Below are 14930 nucleotides of genomic sequence, written 5' to 3' on the forward strand. Positions count from 1 at the left end.
CACCACTCAGGAGACAGCCATGACCACCCGCCCCGTCACGACCTACGCCGAACGCCTGGCCTCGATGAAGGCCAACCGTGCGAAGAACAAGATGGAATCAGGTCTGTTCCACGCGAACATCAACGTGCTCAACAAGGACACCCTGGTCGATGCGATGGAGAGGCCGGAGGACTATCCGAACCTCACCGTGCGGGTCTCCGGCTATGCGGTCAATTTCGTCAAGCTCACCCGTGAGCAGCAGCTGGACGTGCTGGACCGCACCTTCCACCAGGGCGCCTGAGGGCATGGAGCAGAGCGCTGACCTGCTGGCCACACCCGCCCGGAACCGGCGCACCGGTGCGGGGATCGAGGGCATGGCTGAGGTCGAGCTCGAGAGATCCGATCGGCTGACCGCGGTCAGGGAGGGCCAGGTCGCCTCCCTCCACTCCTGGGAGCTGGTCACCGCGGTGGACGGACCCGGCACGCGGCTGACCCTCTTCTTCGCCGGCTGTCCGTTGCGGTGCGTGTACTGCCACAATCCCGACACGATGGAGATGCGACGCGGGCAGGATGTGGGGCTGGAGGAGATCGTGCGCCGCATCCGCCGCTACCGGCGCGTGTTCTCCGCGTCCGGCGGCGGGCTCACCCTCTCCGGGGGAGAGGTGCTGATGCAGCCTGCCTTCGCCGGGAAGGTGCTGCGCGCGGCGAAGGAGATGGGCGTCCACACCGCAATCGACACCTCCGGCTACCTGGGCGCGGTCGCGTCCGACGCCTTCCTCGATGATGTCGACCTGGTGCTGCTGGACGTGAAGTCCGGCAGCGAGGAGTCCTACCAGGCGCTCACCGGCCGCACGCTGCAGCCGACCATCGACTTCGGGGACCGGCTCGCACGCCGCGGCATCCCGATCTGGCTCCGCTTCGTAGTGGTGCCCGGCTGGACCGACGGCGAGCACAACGTCGAGAAGGTCGTGGACATCGTGGAGCGCTGGAAGAACGTGATCGAGCGGGTCGAGGTGCTGCCCTTCCACAACATGGGCCAGGACAAGTGGGACACGCTCGGGATGGAGTACAAGCTGCGCGATGCTCAGCCGCCCAGTCGGGAGGTCATGGAGCGGGTGCGGGGCCAGTTCCGCGCCCGCGGGCTCACGGTGCACTGAGGCTGGCGCGGCGCGTACAGTCCGCACCGCAGGCCATGCACGCGCATCACGCTCTGCGCAGCCGGTTCAGCGCCCGCTGACCAGTACCACCACGCGGTCTGTCGCGCCGCCGCCGGTCGCGGTCCAGCTCGCCGCCTCGTCCCCGCGCAGCGAGCGATCCCAGACCCGTCCCTGGTAGGACACCTGGACCACGCCGTCGTCGGCCGCGCGGGCGACGGCCCAGTTCGCGAGGGCCCAGCCGATCGCGTCGTCGCCGCCCGGATCGATCACCAGCGCGGTCGCTCCGGCGTCGGCCGGCAGCTGCGGTGCCGCGCCGGAGGCCGCGGCCAGGGTCGAGGTGACCCGGCCGGACCCGAGAGCGCGGGGGAACTGGCGTGCGAGCTCCTCGCGGACCTGCTCGGGGGAGACGACGGAGCCGACGGAGTCGAGGGTGCACACCAGGTTCGCGCCGCTCTGCCCTGTCAGCGCCGAGGCGTACAGCCGTCCCTCGGTCTCGTGATCTCGGTAGGCCTCGGGATGGCCCGAGCGCTGGACCTCCTGGGCGACGTCGTTGATGTCGGCGCTCTGGTAGTCGGGGATCGTCTCCAGCACGTCATAGAAGGCGTTGGAGGAGTAGATCGGGTCCATGATCTCCGCCTCGGTGCCCCAGCCCTGCGAGGGCCGCTGCTGGAACAGTCCCAGTGAATCGCGGTCCCCGTAGTCGATGTTCCGCAGCTGCGACTCCTGATAGGCGGTCGCCAGAGCGATCGACGCCGCTCGCGGCGGCAGCTGCCGGTCCACGGCCGTCGCGCTGATGAGGGCGGCGTTGGCGACCCGTTCCGTGCTGTAGCGATGGGTGGTGCCGAGCCCGGCGGCCACGCAGGTACCCTCATGGGCGGGCGAGCCGTAGCGCTGCAGCGCGACATAGCTGCCGCCCGCGATACCCGCGAAGAGCAGCACCATCACCAGCGGGACCACGAGATGGCGGGCAAGAGACCGGCTCCGACCCCGTGCTCGCCGTCCGGCGCGCGCCGTCATCCCGGGTGCTCCTGGTCCGCCGTCAGTTCGCGTGCAGGGCGGCGTTGAGCTCGACGGTCTGGCCCTTCCGGGCCACCGCCTGCACCGCACCGCTCAGCGAATTCCGACGGAACAGCAGGTTGGGCACACCGGAGAGGTCACGGGCCTTGACCACGTGGGCCCCTTCCATCCCTTCCCCCACGGTGCCCGCCTCTCCGATGACCTCGACCTTGGTGCCCGCGGTGAGGTAGAGCCCCGCCTCGACCACGCAGTCATCGCCGATCGCGATGCCCACACCGGCCTCGGCGCCCAGCAGGGAGCGGCGACCGATGCTGACGCGCTCGGTGCCCCCGCCGGAGAGGGTGCCCATGGTGGAGGCGCCGCCGCCCACGTCGGAGCCGTCGCCCACGACGACGCCCTGGGAGATACGGCCCTCGATCATCGAGGCGCCCAGGGTTCCGGCGTTGAAGTTCACGAAGCCCTCATGCATCACGGTGGTGCCCTCGGCGAGGTGGGCGCCGAGGCGCACCCGGTCCGCGTCGCCGATGCGCACGCCGGTGGGCATGACGTAGTCGACCATCCGGGGGAACTTGTCGACGCTGAGCACGGTGGGGGTGCGGCCTGCGGAGATCAGGCGCAGGCGGGTCTCCTCGAAGCCGGTCACGGCGCAGGGCCCCTCAGTCGTCCACACCACATTGGTGAGCGCGCCGAAGAGTCCGTCGAGGTTCTGGCCGTTGGGCTGGACGAGCCGGTGGGAGAGCAGGTGCAGGCGGAGGTAGGCGTCGGCGGCGTCGATCGGGGCGGCAGCGAGCTCGATCACGCGCACCACCGCTTCCTGGGCGGTGCCGCGGACCTCGTCAGCGCGCGCTGCGGAGCTCAGCTGGGCATGCAGAGGGTGGCTCTCAGGAGCCTCGGGAACCGCTCCCAGCTGCGGGGCGGGGTACCAGGTGTCGAGGGTGGAACCGTCCGCGGCGAGGGTGCTGAGGCCGATGCCCCAGGCGTGGGTGGCGGGGGAGGACGTCGGCAGCGTAGTCACGGGGAGAGTCTACGAAGCATGCACCGTGGAATGCCCGTCGCAACCACGCGGCGGGGTGAAAAGCACACTCAGGTGCAGGCTACTTATCCCGCTTTGGAGACTGCTCTCCGACGGCCGCCCAGAGGACCCGGAACGTCAATGCGACACCGTCGGAATCGGGATCGCCCAGGATGTCTGCGTCGTGTTCATCGCGGTTCAGCTGGCTGTACTCCCGAACCTTCGTGGAGACCAGGCGATTCAGCTCACGCATCTGCTCCCTGGACAGGCGCAGTGAGGTGCCGTGCATGGTTCCCAGCCCGTCCTCCGGGGACACATCCTCGGCCCGGGAGCGGGCGATCTCGGCACTGAAGGCCGAACGCATCCACTCGAAGGCGGCCAGGGCCGTGGCTCCGGACGCGGCGAGGTACTCCGTGTCAGTGCTGTCGGGGTCATTCACGGAGCGAGCGCTGCTGCCACCGTGATTGAAGGATGTCTGAGCGAGGCGCCATACTCGGTCACGCCGATCACGGGCAGCCTCCGGCGCGTCCTCAATGACGCCTCCGCGCGCCAGGATCCGCAGGTGGTAGCTCACCGAGTTGGCGGGAAGACCGAGATCGGCGGCGATATCCGCGGCGCGGGCGGTGCCCCTGCGACCCACCCGCTCCATGATCTCCAGACGCAGAGGATGGGCCATCGCCCGCAGTTGGTCGCGGGTCGCGTATTCCGGCTTTGCCGAGCTCACCAGCGGTGTCCTCTCGTCCTCGCCCGTCGGCGCGTCGCTGCTCATCTCCGCAGTCTACGGAGAATCGCGTGATGCGCACTGGCCCGTGCGCTAGAGATCTTGCACAACATCACTTGCGCAAGATCTATTGCGCACCATGTCTTGTGTAAGTAACATTCCGGTCATGACGACCACTGCCGCCACGCCCGCGCCGACGCCGACACTGCGTGCGAACCTCGAGTACCACCGCTGGCTGGTGGGGGACCTCTGCCTCGACCTCGGCGCCGGGATCGGGACGTTCGCTTTCCCCTTGATCACCCTGATGGTCACGGACTCACTCGGTGCGACCGGGCTGGTGGGGCTCGTACAGGGTCTGGGGGTCCTGGTCGGGATGATTCCGGGCGGGCTGCTAGCGGACCGCTACGAGCGGCGGCGCCTACGGCTGCTCGCCGGGGTGACGGGGGTGGTGGTGCAGGCCGTGCTCATCACGGTGCTCGCGGCAGGGTGGGGGAGTTTCATCACGCTCGCCGCCCTCGCGTTCGCGGATCGGCTCCGAGGGACCCTGTTCGGGAGTGCCTCGAACGCGATGCTCAAGCAGATCGTGCCGCCGGCCCTGTTGCCCCGCGCCTTCGCGGTGAACGAAGGTCGCGAAGCCGCAGTGGAGATGGGGGCCGGCCCGCTCGGCGGCGCGCTGCTGGGCCTGTCGATTCTCTGCCCGCCGCTCATGCAGCTGCTGGGCAATCTCGGCTCCGTCCTCGCCACCCTCTCGATGCGCGGAAAGTACTACCCCCGCACTGAGCCTTCGCCACCGACCCGAGTACGGGATGAGCTGCGCGAGGCCGTCTCTTGGGTGCTCTCCCAGCGCATCCGCCTGCAGCTGATGGGGGTCGCCGTCGCTGTGAACCTCGGGTTGAACGGTCTGATCCTCGCAGTGCTGCTGAACCTCGCCTCCGGGGGTGTGTCAGCGGCGCGGATCGGCCTGTTGAATACGGTGCTTGCCGCGTCGATTCTGCTCGGAGCCATCGCCGCACCGCGCCTGGTGGACCGAGTTCCCACCGGGGCGGTGGTCATCACGCCGCTGCTGCTGATGGCCATGGTCGGGGCATTCATCCCCTTCGCCCCGGGGATGCTCTGGATCGCAGCTGCGTATGCGCTGATGGGACTCGGCCTGGCCCCGCTGAACGCTGCGACGCAAGGCTTCTTCATGCACCTCACCCCGGTGGCGATGCAGGGGCGGATCGGTGCGCTGATGGGCCTGGTCTCGATGGGGCTGATGCCGCTGGGGCCAGTGCTCGCCGGCTGGGGCCTCGAGGTCGTCGGGCCCCTGCCCACGATGCTGATGTTCGCGAGCATCACCCTGCTGGGGGCGCTGATCTCGCTGCTGGGACGCGATCTGCGCCGGATCCCGGTCGCCGGGCAGTGGGAGAGCTATGCCCGCGAACAGGGACTGGCCGCTGAGGAGTGACGGCGTCGGCTCCCTGACCGGTCAGGCGTCGAGCTCGGAGGTCTGCCCGATCCACTCCGCGGCCCGCGCGCGACGGGCCACCTTCAGCAGCCGACGATGGCGCAGATAGATCGTGAGCACCGCGGCGACCAGCGCGACCACCCCGCCCCCGAGCATCCAGGGTGCGTACTCGCCCAGTCCCTGTTCGTCTCCGAGCATGAGGGTGATCAGCAGGATCGCCGCTCCGCTGACGATCGCCAGCACTCCGGCGCCGACCAGGAGAGCCGGGCCCAGGGCCTGCACGAGCGCGGGTCCGGCAGATTCGCCCTGCAGCGGGCGGCGCAGCGGCAGCCCCCGGCCGAGCTGTCCGGGGCGCGAGGCCGCCCAGTCCAGCAGGATCCGGTCCCGTCGCAGGGTCGCGATCTTCCCGATGATCGCAGCGAGCAGCGCGGCCACGACGAGCGTCCCGAGCAGCGGCAGCGCCTGATCCGGGAGACGATCCGAGATCCCGGACCCCTCGGAGCGGATGCTCAGCACGACCGTGGCCACGAAGCACCCCAGCACCACCAGCAGCAGCACCGCCTCGACCAGCCGCAGCGGCAGCTGCCGGGCGTCCTGCTCGGCCTGGGCCGCAGAGTCGAGTTCATCGGCGACCGGATCGGCGCCCTCCTCGAGCACCACCCGGCGCTCATCGGCGAGGCGCTGGACGAACTCCTCGGTGTGCTGGCCGGCGCGCAGTGACGGCGCGTACTGCGCCCGCTGTGCGGTGGTGAGCCAGGCGGTCATCACCAGTGCGTCGGCCGAAGCGCGCTCCTCGGGCAGCAGATCGGCATTGACGATCGCCCGGAGCCTCGCAGCCTGACGCCCGCCGAACGGACCGCTGGGATTCGCCGGCTCGGATCGAGGCAGGTGCCTCGGCGGTGGCGCGGGAGTGGACATGCCGACATGGTCCCAGATCGGCGGACCCGCAGGGGCCATGAGGACGGAATCTCGTCCAGAGCCGTGTGCTGGCCGCGCCATACTTGAGGGATGACCGCAGCCACCGATCCCGTCCGTACCGTCGCCGTCGTCGGGGCAGGACCGCGGGGCACCGCCATCATCGAGCGCCTGGTCGCGGCCTCGACCAGCTCCGAGTGGCGCGGCGCGCTCACGGTGCATCTGATCGACCCGCTGGTGGGGCGCGGCGGTGCGGTCTGGCGGCACGACCAGTCCGAGGTGCTGCTGATGAACACCACCACCCGCCAGACCACGATGTACCCCGACGAATCGTGCCACGCGGTGCTCCCTGCCTCACGCACAGAGACTCTCGCAGACCACCTCGCCGGTGAGGGGCTCGCGCCCACTGACTTCGCTTCCCGCGCAGCCCACGGCCGCTACCTCGCCCATGTGCTCGAGACGGCGAAGGCCGACGCCGATCCCGCCCGGCTGCGGATCGTCGAGCACGCCGCCGAAGCGGTCGACGTGACCGGGGAGGCTGACGGGCCACAGCGCGTGCGGCTGTCCGACGGGCGCGTGCTGCGCGCCGACGCGGTCGCGCTCGCGCTCGGGCACCTTCCCACCGCGCTCAGCCCCCGCTCGCAGCAGCTGGCCGACGCCGCGGAGCGTCACGGCCTGGTCCATCTCGGTCCCGCGAACCCGCTCGAGGTGGACTACGCCTCGCTGCTGGGACGGGAGGCCGTCGCCGTCCAGGGCATGGGCCTGAACTTCTACGACGCGATCGGGATGCTCACCGCCGCTGCCGGCGGCCGCTTCGAGTCGGATCACACCGCCCCGTCGGGCCTGCGCTATGTGCCCGGGGGCGGCGAGCCGCTCCTGGTGGTCGGCTCCCGCTCCGGCATGGTCTACCGGCCCAAGCCCGATCTCGGCGCGCAGATGCCCGAGCCCTACCTTCCCGAGGTGCTCACGGGGGAGCGGGTGCTCGAGCTCGCAGTGCGCGCCGCCGGCGTGGACCACGAGCACGACGTGATGCCGCTGATGTTCGCGGAGCTGCGCAGAGCACTGCACAGAGGCGGATTCCCCGAGCTCGCCCGCGACGAAGCACTGCTCCCGCTGCTGTTCCCCTTCGGCCGACGCGGGGGAGAGAACCCGCATCCCGCGCGCAGCACCCGGGAGGTGCTCGAGGAGGCGCTGCGAGCCGCGGCCGAGCCCGATCCCGCCTGGGTGCTGATCTATCGGGTGCTGATCGCCCTGCGGATCCAGGTCAACCGGCTCACCGATCTCGGCGCCTACACCACCGAGTCCGTACGGCAGGACATCGACGGCCATCTGCGCAACGCCTTCGCCTCCTGGGCCTCGGGCCCGCCCGTGCTGCGGGCACGGCAGGTGCTCGCCCTGGCCGAGGCGGGACTGCTGGAGTTCACCGGCCCCCGCATGCACCTGGACATCGACGACGAGGCGGGCCGCTTCGCGGTGCACGGCGCCGAGGGTGAGACCACCTTGTGCGACGGGGTGCTCGAGGCGCACCTGCCGCCGGTGGATCTGCCCGCCTACCGCAGCGCCCTGCTGGGCGCCTGGCGCGAGCGGGGGGAGGCGCAGAAGGATTTCTGGGCCTCCCGCGGCACCCGGCGCCGGATGCTCACCGGCTCGATCGCCGTGGATGGTCTGTATGCGCCGGTCGGGGTGGATGGCACGGTCTACGAACGCAGGCTCCTGGTCGGAGTCCCCGTCAGCACCGCCCAGCCGGGTTCCTCGATCACCGCCGAGCCCGGCACCGGCGCCCAGCTGCTGCGCCATGCCGAGGCGATCGCGCTGAGGCTGGCCCGGGCCGGCGGAGCGCTCGCCGAGGACTGAGCGCTGCGTGACCTACTCGTCGTCGAGGCTCTCTGTGTCGTCCCATTCCTCTGAGTCGTCCGAGTCATCCCACTCAGCAGCCTCATCAGCATCGTCTTCGTCGTCATCCGGCCGGGCATGATCCGAGGTCGGCAGCCACTCCAGAGCGTGTCGACGGCGGCCCACGATCATGCGCATCGGACGCCGCCCCAGGAGATACGCGGCGCCGAGCACCGTGATGAGCAGCGCAGGCCAGAGGAGGAAACTCTCGACCTCGAGCTCCTCCCAGCCCGGCGCCCTCCCATCGGCGATCGCCCGTGAGAACCCGGGCCAGGCGTCCCACGCCAGGATCACGAGCAGGAGCCCGCCGAACGCCGTCGTCCAGGCCATGACGGACCGGGCGGCTCGGCTCTCCCAGAGGGAGGGCGCATCGACGGTCCCGACCGGCGGCAGCCCGCGTGCGAGCTGCCCGTCCCGCCCCGCGGCCCAGTCGATCAGCACCGTCACCCGTCGCCGTGCGATCAGCCGGCGCCAGCACCACTGGACCAGCAGCATCACGCCGCCGAGGACCAGCCCGATCGCACCGAGGGCGAAGAGCACTTCCGAGCTGAACAGGATTCCGAGCCCACCGGCGACCAGGAACACCGCGCCGACCAGGATGAGCGCACACTCGGCGCGGGAGGCATGTCCCGTGAGGCGCTGCGTGCGGGAATCAGCGGTGATCACGGCCTCCGCGCTCTCGAGCTCCTCCGGCTGGGGGACGGGTCGGGACTCGAGCACTGCCCGCCGCGCGGCGGCGAGGTTCCCCGCAGCGATCTGCTCGTCGCTCGAGCCGGCGCAGCGGGTGCGCTGCGAGACGTCGAGCAGCCCGGCGATCACCCTGCCGTCCGACTCCGCGCGAGTGCGCAGTTCCTCGCCGTCGAGCTGCACAGCACTCCTTCGCGGTGGGTGGATGACCGCAGCGATCCTGCCATACCCGGACGTGGCACGATGACCGCCATGAGCAACCAGGCCGCCCCTGCCCTCGACCCCCGCGCCGACATCGTCGACCTCACCGCTGCGATCGTCGACCTCGAATCCGTCTCCGGGAACGAGCAGGCGCTCGCGGATGCCGTCGAGCAGGCGCTGCGCGTGCACGCGCCCCATCTCGAGGTGCTGCGTGATGGAGACACCGTCATCGCCCGCACCCACCGGGGCCTTGCCCAGCGCGTGCTGCTGGCCGGCCATCTCGACACCGTCCCGCTCGCGGACAACCTGCCCTCGACCCGCCGGGTCCGTGAGGGTCGCGAGGAGCTGGTGGGCAGGGGCACCTGCGACATGAAGGGCGGGGTCGCGGTGTTCCTCAAGCTCGCCGTCGAAGCAGCCACCGCCCCTGTGGATCTCACCTGGATCTTCTACGACCACGAGGAGGTCGCGGCGGCGGACAACGCCCTGACCCGGATCGCCGTAGAGCATCCCGACTACCTCGAGGCGGACTTCGCGATCCTCGGCGAACCGACCTCGGCCGGGGTCGAGGGAGGCTGCAAGGGCACGATGAAGCTCGAGGTCACCACCCGCGGCGTCGCCGCCCACTCCGCCCGGGACTGGGTCGGCGACAACGCGATCCACCATCTCGCCCCCGTGCTCGAACGCCTCGCCGCCTACGAGGCACGGCGCGCCGTGATCGATGGGCTCGAGTACCGCGAGTGCCTCAACGCCGTCTCGATCACCGGCGGCATCGCCGGCAACGTGATCCCAGATCGGGCCAGCGCCGTGCTGAACTACCGCTTCGCCCCGGACACCTCCGTCGAGCAGGCCGAGGCGCACGTGCAGGAGGTCCTCGAAGGCCTGGACCTGGAGATCGTCGTGATCGATGCGGCCGGGGGCGCGCTGCCCGGTCTGGACAACGATGCGGCTCGCGGATTCCTCGCGGCTCTCGGCGAGGGCGTGTCGCTGGCCGCGAAGCAGGGCTGGACCGACGTCGCCCGCTTCTCCGCGCTGGGCACCCCTGCGGTGAACTTCGGCCCCGGCGATCCGCTGCTCGCCCACACCGATGACGAACACGTGCCGCTGGAGGATCTCGAGGCGGCCCTGGTGGGGCTGCGCCGATTCCTGGCCGTCTGAGAGCTACGCTCGCTCCATGACGCCTGAGGAACGAGAGCAATACCGCAAGGGCCCGATCACGATGCGCGGCTCCCAACGACCCGACCGGACCGCCGATCAGCGGCTCCTGGAAGAGGGTGGCAACGGCCAGTGGGTCCACTCCGATCCCTGGAGGGTGCTGCGGATCCAGTCCGAGTTCGTCGAGGGCTTCGGGGCACTGGCCGAGCTCGGCCCCGCCATCTCCATCTTCGGCTCCGCCCGGCTGGGCGAGGACGACCCCTATTACCAGTGCGCGGTGGAGATCGCCAAGGGCGTGGTCGACCTGGGCTACGCGGTGATCACCGGTGGCGGCCCGGGCATCATGGAAGCGGGGAACCGGGGCGCGAAGGAGGCCGGAGGCGTCTCCGTGGGGCTCGGGATCGAGCTGCCCTACGAGACCGGCCTGAACCAGTACGTCGATCTCGGTGTCGACTTCCGCTACTTCTTCGCCCGCAAGACGATGTTCGTGAAGTACTCCAGCGGCTTCGTGGTGATGCCGGGAGGCTTCGGCACCTTCGATGAGCTGTTCGAGGCCCTGTGCCTCATGCAGACCCACAAGGTCGACCTGTTCCCCGTGGTCCTGGTGGGCCGCTCCTACTGGCAGGGGCTGCTGGACTGGCTGCGCACGGCGGTGGCGGAGGGCGGGATGATCAATCCTGCCGACATCGACCTGATGCGCGTGGTGGACACTCCCGAGGAAGCGCTCGAGGTGCTGCGCGAGGCGGCGGAGGTCGAGTCCGCCGACAAGCAGGAGGCCCTCCGGCGATCGGCCGCCACGCACGTCGCCCGCGCAGAGGCTGCGCGTCAGGTCGTAGCGGAGGGATGAACACCTTCGGTCGACGAACTGCGAGGGACGAGTGGGAGGAGACCGACTCATGAACTCCGTCGGTCGACGAACTGCGAGGGACGAGCGGGAGGGGGCTGGCGCATGAGTGCAGCGAGTCCGATGGTGCTGCTCCTGCTGCTCGTCGCAGTGCTGGTGGGAGCGCTCATGGTGGGGGTCGCCATGGGCCGGTTCGGGGACGGTATCGACCTCCCGGCGAGGCCTCGCCGGACCCGACGTGCGAAAAGGTCCCGAGACCTGAGATAATGGCCACCGTACGCGCATTGCCCGAGGCCCCGTCCGGGGGAGCCATGCAAGGGCAGTGACACACCAAGGAGGCACGCGATGGCTGCTATGAAGCCGCGCACCGGGGACGGTCCGCTCGAAGTCGTGGAAGAGGGACGCAGCATCATCATGCGAGTCCCGCTCGAGGGGGGCGGCCGGTTGGTCGTCGAGATCGCCGCGTCGGAAGCCGTGGAGCTGCGGGATGCCCTCGAGGGCGTCATCAAGTAGAACTCGCCATCCCAGACCACAGCCCCGCACCATTCGGTGCGGGGCTGTTGTTGTTGTCTCAGGCGGTGTTCATCAGGCCGTGCGGTGCCGTGCCGTGCGGTGCAGTGCGTTCCGGGGACGGGCGTTCACACGGGAGCCTGCGGTCGGGTCTCAGCCGCGCAGCACTGCGGCGAGCACCCCGTCCCCGCTGCCGGTCAGCGTGGCCACCAGGTCCTCGGAATCGGTGATCCCCTTCAGCAGTGCGCGCACCGCCTGGGTGGTCGCATCCCGCGCCGCCGGGTCGGCAACTCGATCGTGGTAGAGCGCATGGGGGATCACAAGCACGCCGCCCGGCCGCAGCAGCCGGCGGGCGTGCTCGAGCAGGTCCAGCGCATGTGGGGCATGGGCCGGGAAGCTCACCAGGTCGTAGGCATGATCGGTGAGGCGGCCGACGACGTCACGGGGACGCCCGGCGATGGTCCGCACCCGGGGGGAGCGGATCCCGGCCTCGGCGAAGGCCTCGCGGGCCGCGCGCTGGTTCTCGACCTCGGGGTCGATCGTGGTGAGCACTCCCTCCGGGTGCATGCCGGAGAGCAGATAGAGGGAGCCGACGCCGCTGCCGGTGCCGATCTCGACTGCAGAGCGTGCATGCACCGCCGCGGCGAGCACCCGCATGAGCGCCCCGGCGCCCGGGAGCACCGGGGTGGCGCCGAGCTCGGCGCCACGATCCCTGGCTCGGGCGAGGATGCCATCGTCGGAGAAGAGGGTCGCCTCATCGACGAACTCCTCCCCATGGGCCCAGCTGGCCACCTTTCCCGACGACATCTGTGCATCCTCTCCGTTCACTCTTATGTTCTGGCCGATCCTACGACAGCCGCCGCTCCTGTGAGCCCCGCGCGGTGCGCGATGCAATAATGTCAGGCATCAGCGGACCTCGAGACGTACAGGTGGACAATGGGCGGCACCGGATTCATCGGCCTCGGTGGGTGGGAGCTCGTCGTCCTGCTCATCGTGTTCTTGGTGTTCGTCGGGCCGCAGCGTCTTCCTGACGTCACCCGGCAGCTGATCTCGTGGGTGCGCCAGGCGCGCCGCTGGGTGGACGACTCACGTTCGACCGTCGAGGACGAGATGGGCATCGCCATCGAGGACCTCCGGAAGTACGACCCCCGCCAGTACGATCCTCGCCGCATCATCCGCGAGGCCTGGGGTGACACCGACCTCGAGGAGCTGCTGCCCGGCAAGGAGGCGATGAGCATCGCCGCCGGGGGCGCCGCAGCAGGTGCCGCCAAGAAGGGTGCGAAGTCCGGCTCGAAGTCGGCGAAGGACAAGGCCCCGAAGCGGGCGCCCTTCGACGACGAAGCCACCTGAGCTGACGGCAGAATCCGTCTGAGCCGACGGCGGCATCCACCTGAGCCTACGGCGGCAGCCGCCTGAGCTGACGGCAGCATCCACCTGAGCGGACTCCGCAGCCGGATCTGGCGCCCCTGAACTGACGCCCCTGAACTGACACCCCGGAGCCGACGGCCCCGGGCCTGAAGACCGAGTGCCCCTGTCAGGACCGGGCGACCGTCAGCGGCAGCTTCATCCCACCCAGCCCGCGAGGCTTGCGCACGAGCGCTCGGGCCACACCCTTGAGTGCCATCGCGGTCGGCGAATCGGGGTCGGAGACCACCAGCGGCACGCCCCGGTCCGAGCCTTCGCGCAGCGCGGGATCCAGCGCGATCCGGCCCAGCACGGGCACGTCGTGCCCCACGGCACGGGCGAGCGTCGCGGCGACGCGATCCCCGCCACCGGTGCCGAAGACATCCATCACGGTGCCGTCGGGCAGGGTCAGCCCGGCCATGTTCTCGACCACCCCGGCGACCTCCTGCTCGGTCGAGGTCGACAGCGAGCCCACCCGCTCGGCCACCGTCGAGGCGGACTGCTGGGGCGTGGTCACCACGACCATCTGGGCACTGGGCAGCAGCTGGGCCACGGAGATCGCCACATCTCCGGTGCCGGGCGGCAGGTCCAGCAGCAGCACGTCGAGGTCACCCCAGAAGACGTCCGAGGCGAACTGCTCGATCGCCCGGTGCATCTTCGGTCCGCGCCAGACGACCGCCTGCCCCTCGGGCACGAACATGCCGATGCTCATCACCGCCACCCCGTGGCCCTCCGGAGGCATCAGCAGATCGGAGACCTTGGTGGGCTGGTCGGTGATGCCGAACATGCCGGGCATCGAGAAGCCATGGATATCTGCATCGATCACCCCCACGCGCAGTCCGTCGGCCGCCATCGCCGCGGCGAGGTTCGCGGTCACCGTGGACTTGCCGACCCCACCCTTGCCGGAGGAGATCGCGAAGATCCGGGTCAGCGAGCCGGGCTGGTTGAAGGGGATCTGGCGGCGGCCCTGGCGCAGCCGCTTGGTGAGCTCGCTGCGCTGCTCCTCGGTCATCGCGCTGGTCGAGACCTCGACCCGCGAGAGTCCGGGCACGGTCGCGGTCGCCTCCGCAGTCTCGCGCTCGATGCGATCACGCATCGGACAGCCTTCGATCGTGACCAGCACATGAACCTTCGCGACGCCCTCGGCATCGACGTCGACGGAGCCGACCATGCCGAGCTCGGTGATGGGACGGCGGATCTCGGGGTCGATCACCCCGTTCAGGGCCTCGCGGATCTGCGCGACGCGCGAATCCTCAGCGCTCTGTCCGTCACCGGGATGCTCGGTGGGCTGCTCGCCGGTGGTGTGCGCGGGAGCGGGCTGTTCGAAGGCGTTCCGGGGGTCGGACGCGTTCACTGGGTCTGATGCATTCATGGGGTCGGAAGCGTTCATTGAGGATGCTGCTCCTTCGATGACGTGGCGCCGTCGCCTGCGTCACGGCGGACCAGCGCCGCCTCGACCTCCTCACGGAGGATCGCGCGCAGAGCGTCGGCGTCGGGGGCGGGCGCGGGAGGCGCCTCGAGATCGTCGAGCAGATCGCGCAGCTCGCCGCGCACGAAGTCGCGGGTGGCGACATCGTTCAGCGCCAGGCGCAGCGAGGCGATCTCTCGGGTGATGAAGTCGGTGGTGGCGTGGTTGCGCTCGTTGGACTGGCGATCCTGCTCGACCTGCACGCGATCACGGTCGTCCTGACGGTTCTGCGCGAGCAGCAGCAGGGGCGCGGCGTAGGAGGCCTGGAGGGAGAGGATCAGCGTCAGCAGGGTGAAATTCAGGGCCCGGGGATCGAACTGCGCCGATTCCGGCATCAGCGAGTTCCAGGTCAGCCACACCGCGCAGAAGATGGTCATGCCGACCAGGAACGCCGGGGTGCCCATCATCCGGGCGAAGCCCTCCGCACCGCGCCCGAAGGTGTCTCCGCGGAAGGGGTTGCGCAGCAGCGGCCGGCGCCGGGGTGCCGGATCATCGAGCGGGGCGGGGTTGCGCTCTGCCATGT

The 14930-nt window shown here is 70.2% G+C and carries 16 protein-coding genes; 8 read left to right on the plus strand and 8 right to left on the minus strand.

Going from position 1 to position 14930, the window contains the following annotated elements:
* Positions 1-19 precede the first annotated feature (19 nt).
* Both grcA2 and pflA read left to right on the plus strand, forming a co-directional pair.
* Positions 20-280, plus strand: coding sequence for an autonomous glycyl radical cofactor GrcA2 (grcA2, locus tag ACT3UF_RS13860; protein ID WP_441444186.1), 261 nt, complete (start codon positions 20-22; stop codon positions 278-280).
* Positions 281-284: 4 nt separating this feature from the next.
* Positions 285-1136: a pyruvate formate-lyase-activating protein gene (gene pflA / locus ACT3UF_RS13865; RefSeq protein ID WP_441444185.1), complete on the plus strand. Its 852-nt coding sequence runs from the start codon at positions 285-287 to the stop codon at positions 1134-1136.
* 66 nt (positions 1137-1202) lie between these two features.
* Here pflA and ACT3UF_RS13870 read toward each other — a convergent pair whose 3' ends face one another.
* The 3 genes from ACT3UF_RS13870 to ACT3UF_RS13880 all read right to left on the minus strand — a co-directional run bounded on the left by ACT3UF_RS13870 (position 1203) and on the right by ACT3UF_RS13880 (position 3934).
* A complete protein-coding gene (locus ACT3UF_RS13870; RefSeq protein ID WP_441444184.1) occupies positions 1203-2153 on the minus strand; it encodes a hypothetical protein in 951 nt (316 codons plus the stop codon).
* 22 nt (positions 2154-2175) lie between these two features.
* Entirely contained in the window at positions 2176-3159 is a 984-nt protein-coding gene (dapD, locus tag ACT3UF_RS13875) for a 2,3,4,5-tetrahydropyridine-2,6-dicarboxylate N-succinyltransferase (protein ID WP_441444205.1), read from the minus strand.
* An 88-nt stretch (positions 3160-3247) separates the two neighbouring features.
* Positions 3248-3934: an ArsR/SmtB family transcription factor gene (locus ACT3UF_RS13880; protein ID WP_441444183.1), complete on the minus strand. Its 687-nt coding sequence runs from the start codon at positions 3932-3934 to the stop codon at positions 3248-3250.
* Positions 3935-4052: 118 nt separating this feature from the next.
* Here ACT3UF_RS13880 and ACT3UF_RS13885 point away from each other — a divergent pair, with 118 nt between their 5' ends.
* Entirely contained in the window at positions 4053-5333 is a 1281-nt protein-coding gene (locus tag ACT3UF_RS13885; RefSeq protein WP_441444182.1) for an MFS transporter, read from the plus strand.
* Between the two features lie 21 nt (positions 5334-5354).
* Here the strand turns inward: ACT3UF_RS13885 and ACT3UF_RS13890 are convergent, their stop codons facing one another.
* Positions 5355-6251: a hypothetical protein gene (locus ACT3UF_RS13890; RefSeq protein ID WP_441444181.1), complete on the minus strand. Its 897-nt coding sequence runs from the start codon at positions 6249-6251 to the stop codon at positions 5355-5357.
* A gap of 90 nt (positions 6252-6341) precedes the next feature.
* Between ACT3UF_RS13890 and ACT3UF_RS13895 the strand changes: the two genes are divergently transcribed.
* Positions 6342-8102, plus strand: coding sequence for an FAD/NAD(P)-binding protein (locus ACT3UF_RS13895; RefSeq protein WP_441444180.1), 1761 nt, complete (start codon positions 6342-6344; stop codon positions 8100-8102).
* Between the two features lie 12 nt (positions 8103-8114).
* Here ACT3UF_RS13895 and ACT3UF_RS13900 read toward each other — a convergent pair whose 3' ends face one another.
* A complete protein-coding gene (locus tag ACT3UF_RS13900) occupies positions 8115-9011 on the minus strand; it encodes a hypothetical protein (RefSeq protein ID WP_441444179.1) in 897 nt (298 codons plus the stop codon).
* Positions 9012-9080: 69 nt separating this feature from the next.
* Between ACT3UF_RS13900 and dapE the strand changes: the two genes are divergently transcribed.
* From dapE to ACT3UF_RS13915, 3 genes are all read left to right on the plus strand, one after another.
* Positions 9081-10184 (plus strand): succinyl-diaminopimelate desuccinylase, encoded by a 1104-nt coding sequence (gene dapE, locus ACT3UF_RS13905; RefSeq protein WP_441444178.1) that lies wholly within the window; start codon positions 9081-9083, stop codon positions 10182-10184.
* A 16-nt stretch (positions 10185-10200) separates the two neighbouring features.
* Positions 10201-11028, plus strand: coding sequence for a TIGR00730 family Rossman fold protein (locus ACT3UF_RS13910; protein ID WP_441444177.1), 828 nt, complete (start codon positions 10201-10203; stop codon positions 11026-11028).
* Between the two features lie 342 nt (positions 11029-11370).
* Positions 11371-11538 carry a DUF3117 domain-containing protein gene (locus tag ACT3UF_RS13915; protein WP_010551467.1) on the plus strand — a complete coding sequence of 56 codons (168 nt, stop codon included), beginning with the start codon at positions 11371-11373 and terminating at the stop codon, positions 11536-11538.
* Between the two features lie 150 nt (positions 11539-11688).
* Here ACT3UF_RS13915 and ACT3UF_RS13920 read toward each other — a convergent pair whose 3' ends face one another.
* Positions 11689-12342, minus strand: coding sequence for an O-methyltransferase (locus tag ACT3UF_RS13920; RefSeq protein WP_441444176.1), 654 nt, complete (start codon positions 12340-12342; stop codon positions 11689-11691).
* Between the two features lie 129 nt (positions 12343-12471).
* Here ACT3UF_RS13920 and ACT3UF_RS13925 point away from each other — a divergent pair, with 129 nt between their 5' ends.
* Positions 12472-12885: a twin-arginine translocase TatA/TatE family subunit gene (locus ACT3UF_RS13925; RefSeq protein ID WP_441444175.1), complete on the plus strand. Its 414-nt coding sequence runs from the start codon at positions 12472-12474 to the stop codon at positions 12883-12885.
* A gap of 184 nt (positions 12886-13069) precedes the next feature.
* On the opposite strand, the gene ACT3UF_RS13930 is transcribed toward ACT3UF_RS13925, so the two are convergent.
* Both ACT3UF_RS13930 and ACT3UF_RS13935 read right to left on the minus strand, forming a co-directional pair.
* Positions 13070-14329 (minus strand): Mrp/NBP35 family ATP-binding protein, encoded by a 1260-nt coding sequence (locus ACT3UF_RS13930; RefSeq protein ID WP_444501740.1) that lies wholly within the window; start codon positions 14327-14329, stop codon positions 13070-13072.
* Positions 14326-14928: a DUF1003 domain-containing protein gene (locus ACT3UF_RS13935; protein WP_441444173.1), complete on the minus strand. Its 603-nt coding sequence runs from the start codon at positions 14926-14928 to the stop codon at positions 14326-14328. The genes ACT3UF_RS13930 and ACT3UF_RS13935 overlap by 4 nt, the downstream gene beginning before the upstream one ends.
* Positions 14929-14930 lie beyond the last annotated feature (2 nt).

The organism is Brachybacterium sp. AOP24-D1-21, from assembly GCF_052378665.1.
Taxonomy (GTDB): Bacteria; Actinomycetota; Actinomycetes; order Actinomycetales; family Dermabacteraceae; genus Brachybacterium.

Coding starts and splice junctions, on each gene's coding strand:
- grcA2 (WP_441444186.1), top strand. CDS start 20: ATGACCACCCGCCCCGTCACGACCTACGCCGAACGCCTGGCCTCGATG.
- pflA (WP_441444185.1), top strand. CDS start 285: ATGGAGCAGAGCGCTGACCTGCTGGCCACACCCGCCCGGAACCGGCGC.
- ACT3UF_RS13870 (WP_441444184.1), bottom strand. CDS start 2,153: ATGACGGCGCGCGCCGGACGGCGAGCACGGGGTCGGAGCCGGTCTCTT.
- ACT3UF_RS13880 (WP_441444183.1), bottom strand. CDS start 3,934: ATGAGCAGCGACGCGCCGACGGGCGAGGACGAGAGGACACCGCTGGTG.
- ACT3UF_RS13885 (WP_441444182.1), top strand. CDS start 4,053: ATGACGACCACTGCCGCCACGCCCGCGCCGACGCCGACACTGCGTGCG.
- ACT3UF_RS13890 (WP_441444181.1), bottom strand. CDS start 6,251: ATGTCCACTCCCGCGCCACCGCCGAGGCACCTGCCTCGATCCGAGCCG.
- ACT3UF_RS13895 (WP_441444180.1), top strand. CDS start 6,342: ATGACCGCAGCCACCGATCCCGTCCGTACCGTCGCCGTCGTCGGGGCA.
- dapE (WP_441444178.1), top strand. CDS start 9,081: ATGAGCAACCAGGCCGCCCCTGCCCTCGACCCCCGCGCCGACATCGTC.
- ACT3UF_RS13910 (WP_441444177.1), top strand. CDS start 10,201: ATGACGCCTGAGGAACGAGAGCAATACCGCAAGGGCCCGATCACGATG.
- ACT3UF_RS13915 (WP_010551467.1), top strand. CDS start 11,371: ATGGCTGCTATGAAGCCGCGCACCGGGGACGGTCCGCTCGAAGTCGTG.
- ACT3UF_RS13920 (WP_441444176.1), bottom strand. CDS start 12,342: ATGTCGTCGGGAAAGGTGGCCAGCTGGGCCCATGGGGAGGAGTTCGTC.
- ACT3UF_RS13925 (WP_441444175.1), top strand. CDS start 12,472: ATGGGCGGCACCGGATTCATCGGCCTCGGTGGGTGGGAGCTCGTCGTC.
- ACT3UF_RS13930 (WP_444501740.1), bottom strand. CDS start 14,329: ATGAACGCTTCCGACCCCATGAATGCATCAGACCCAGTGAACGCGTCC.
- ACT3UF_RS13935 (WP_441444173.1), bottom strand. CDS start 14,928: ATGGCAGAGCGCAACCCCGCCCCGCTCGATGATCCGGCACCCCGGCGC.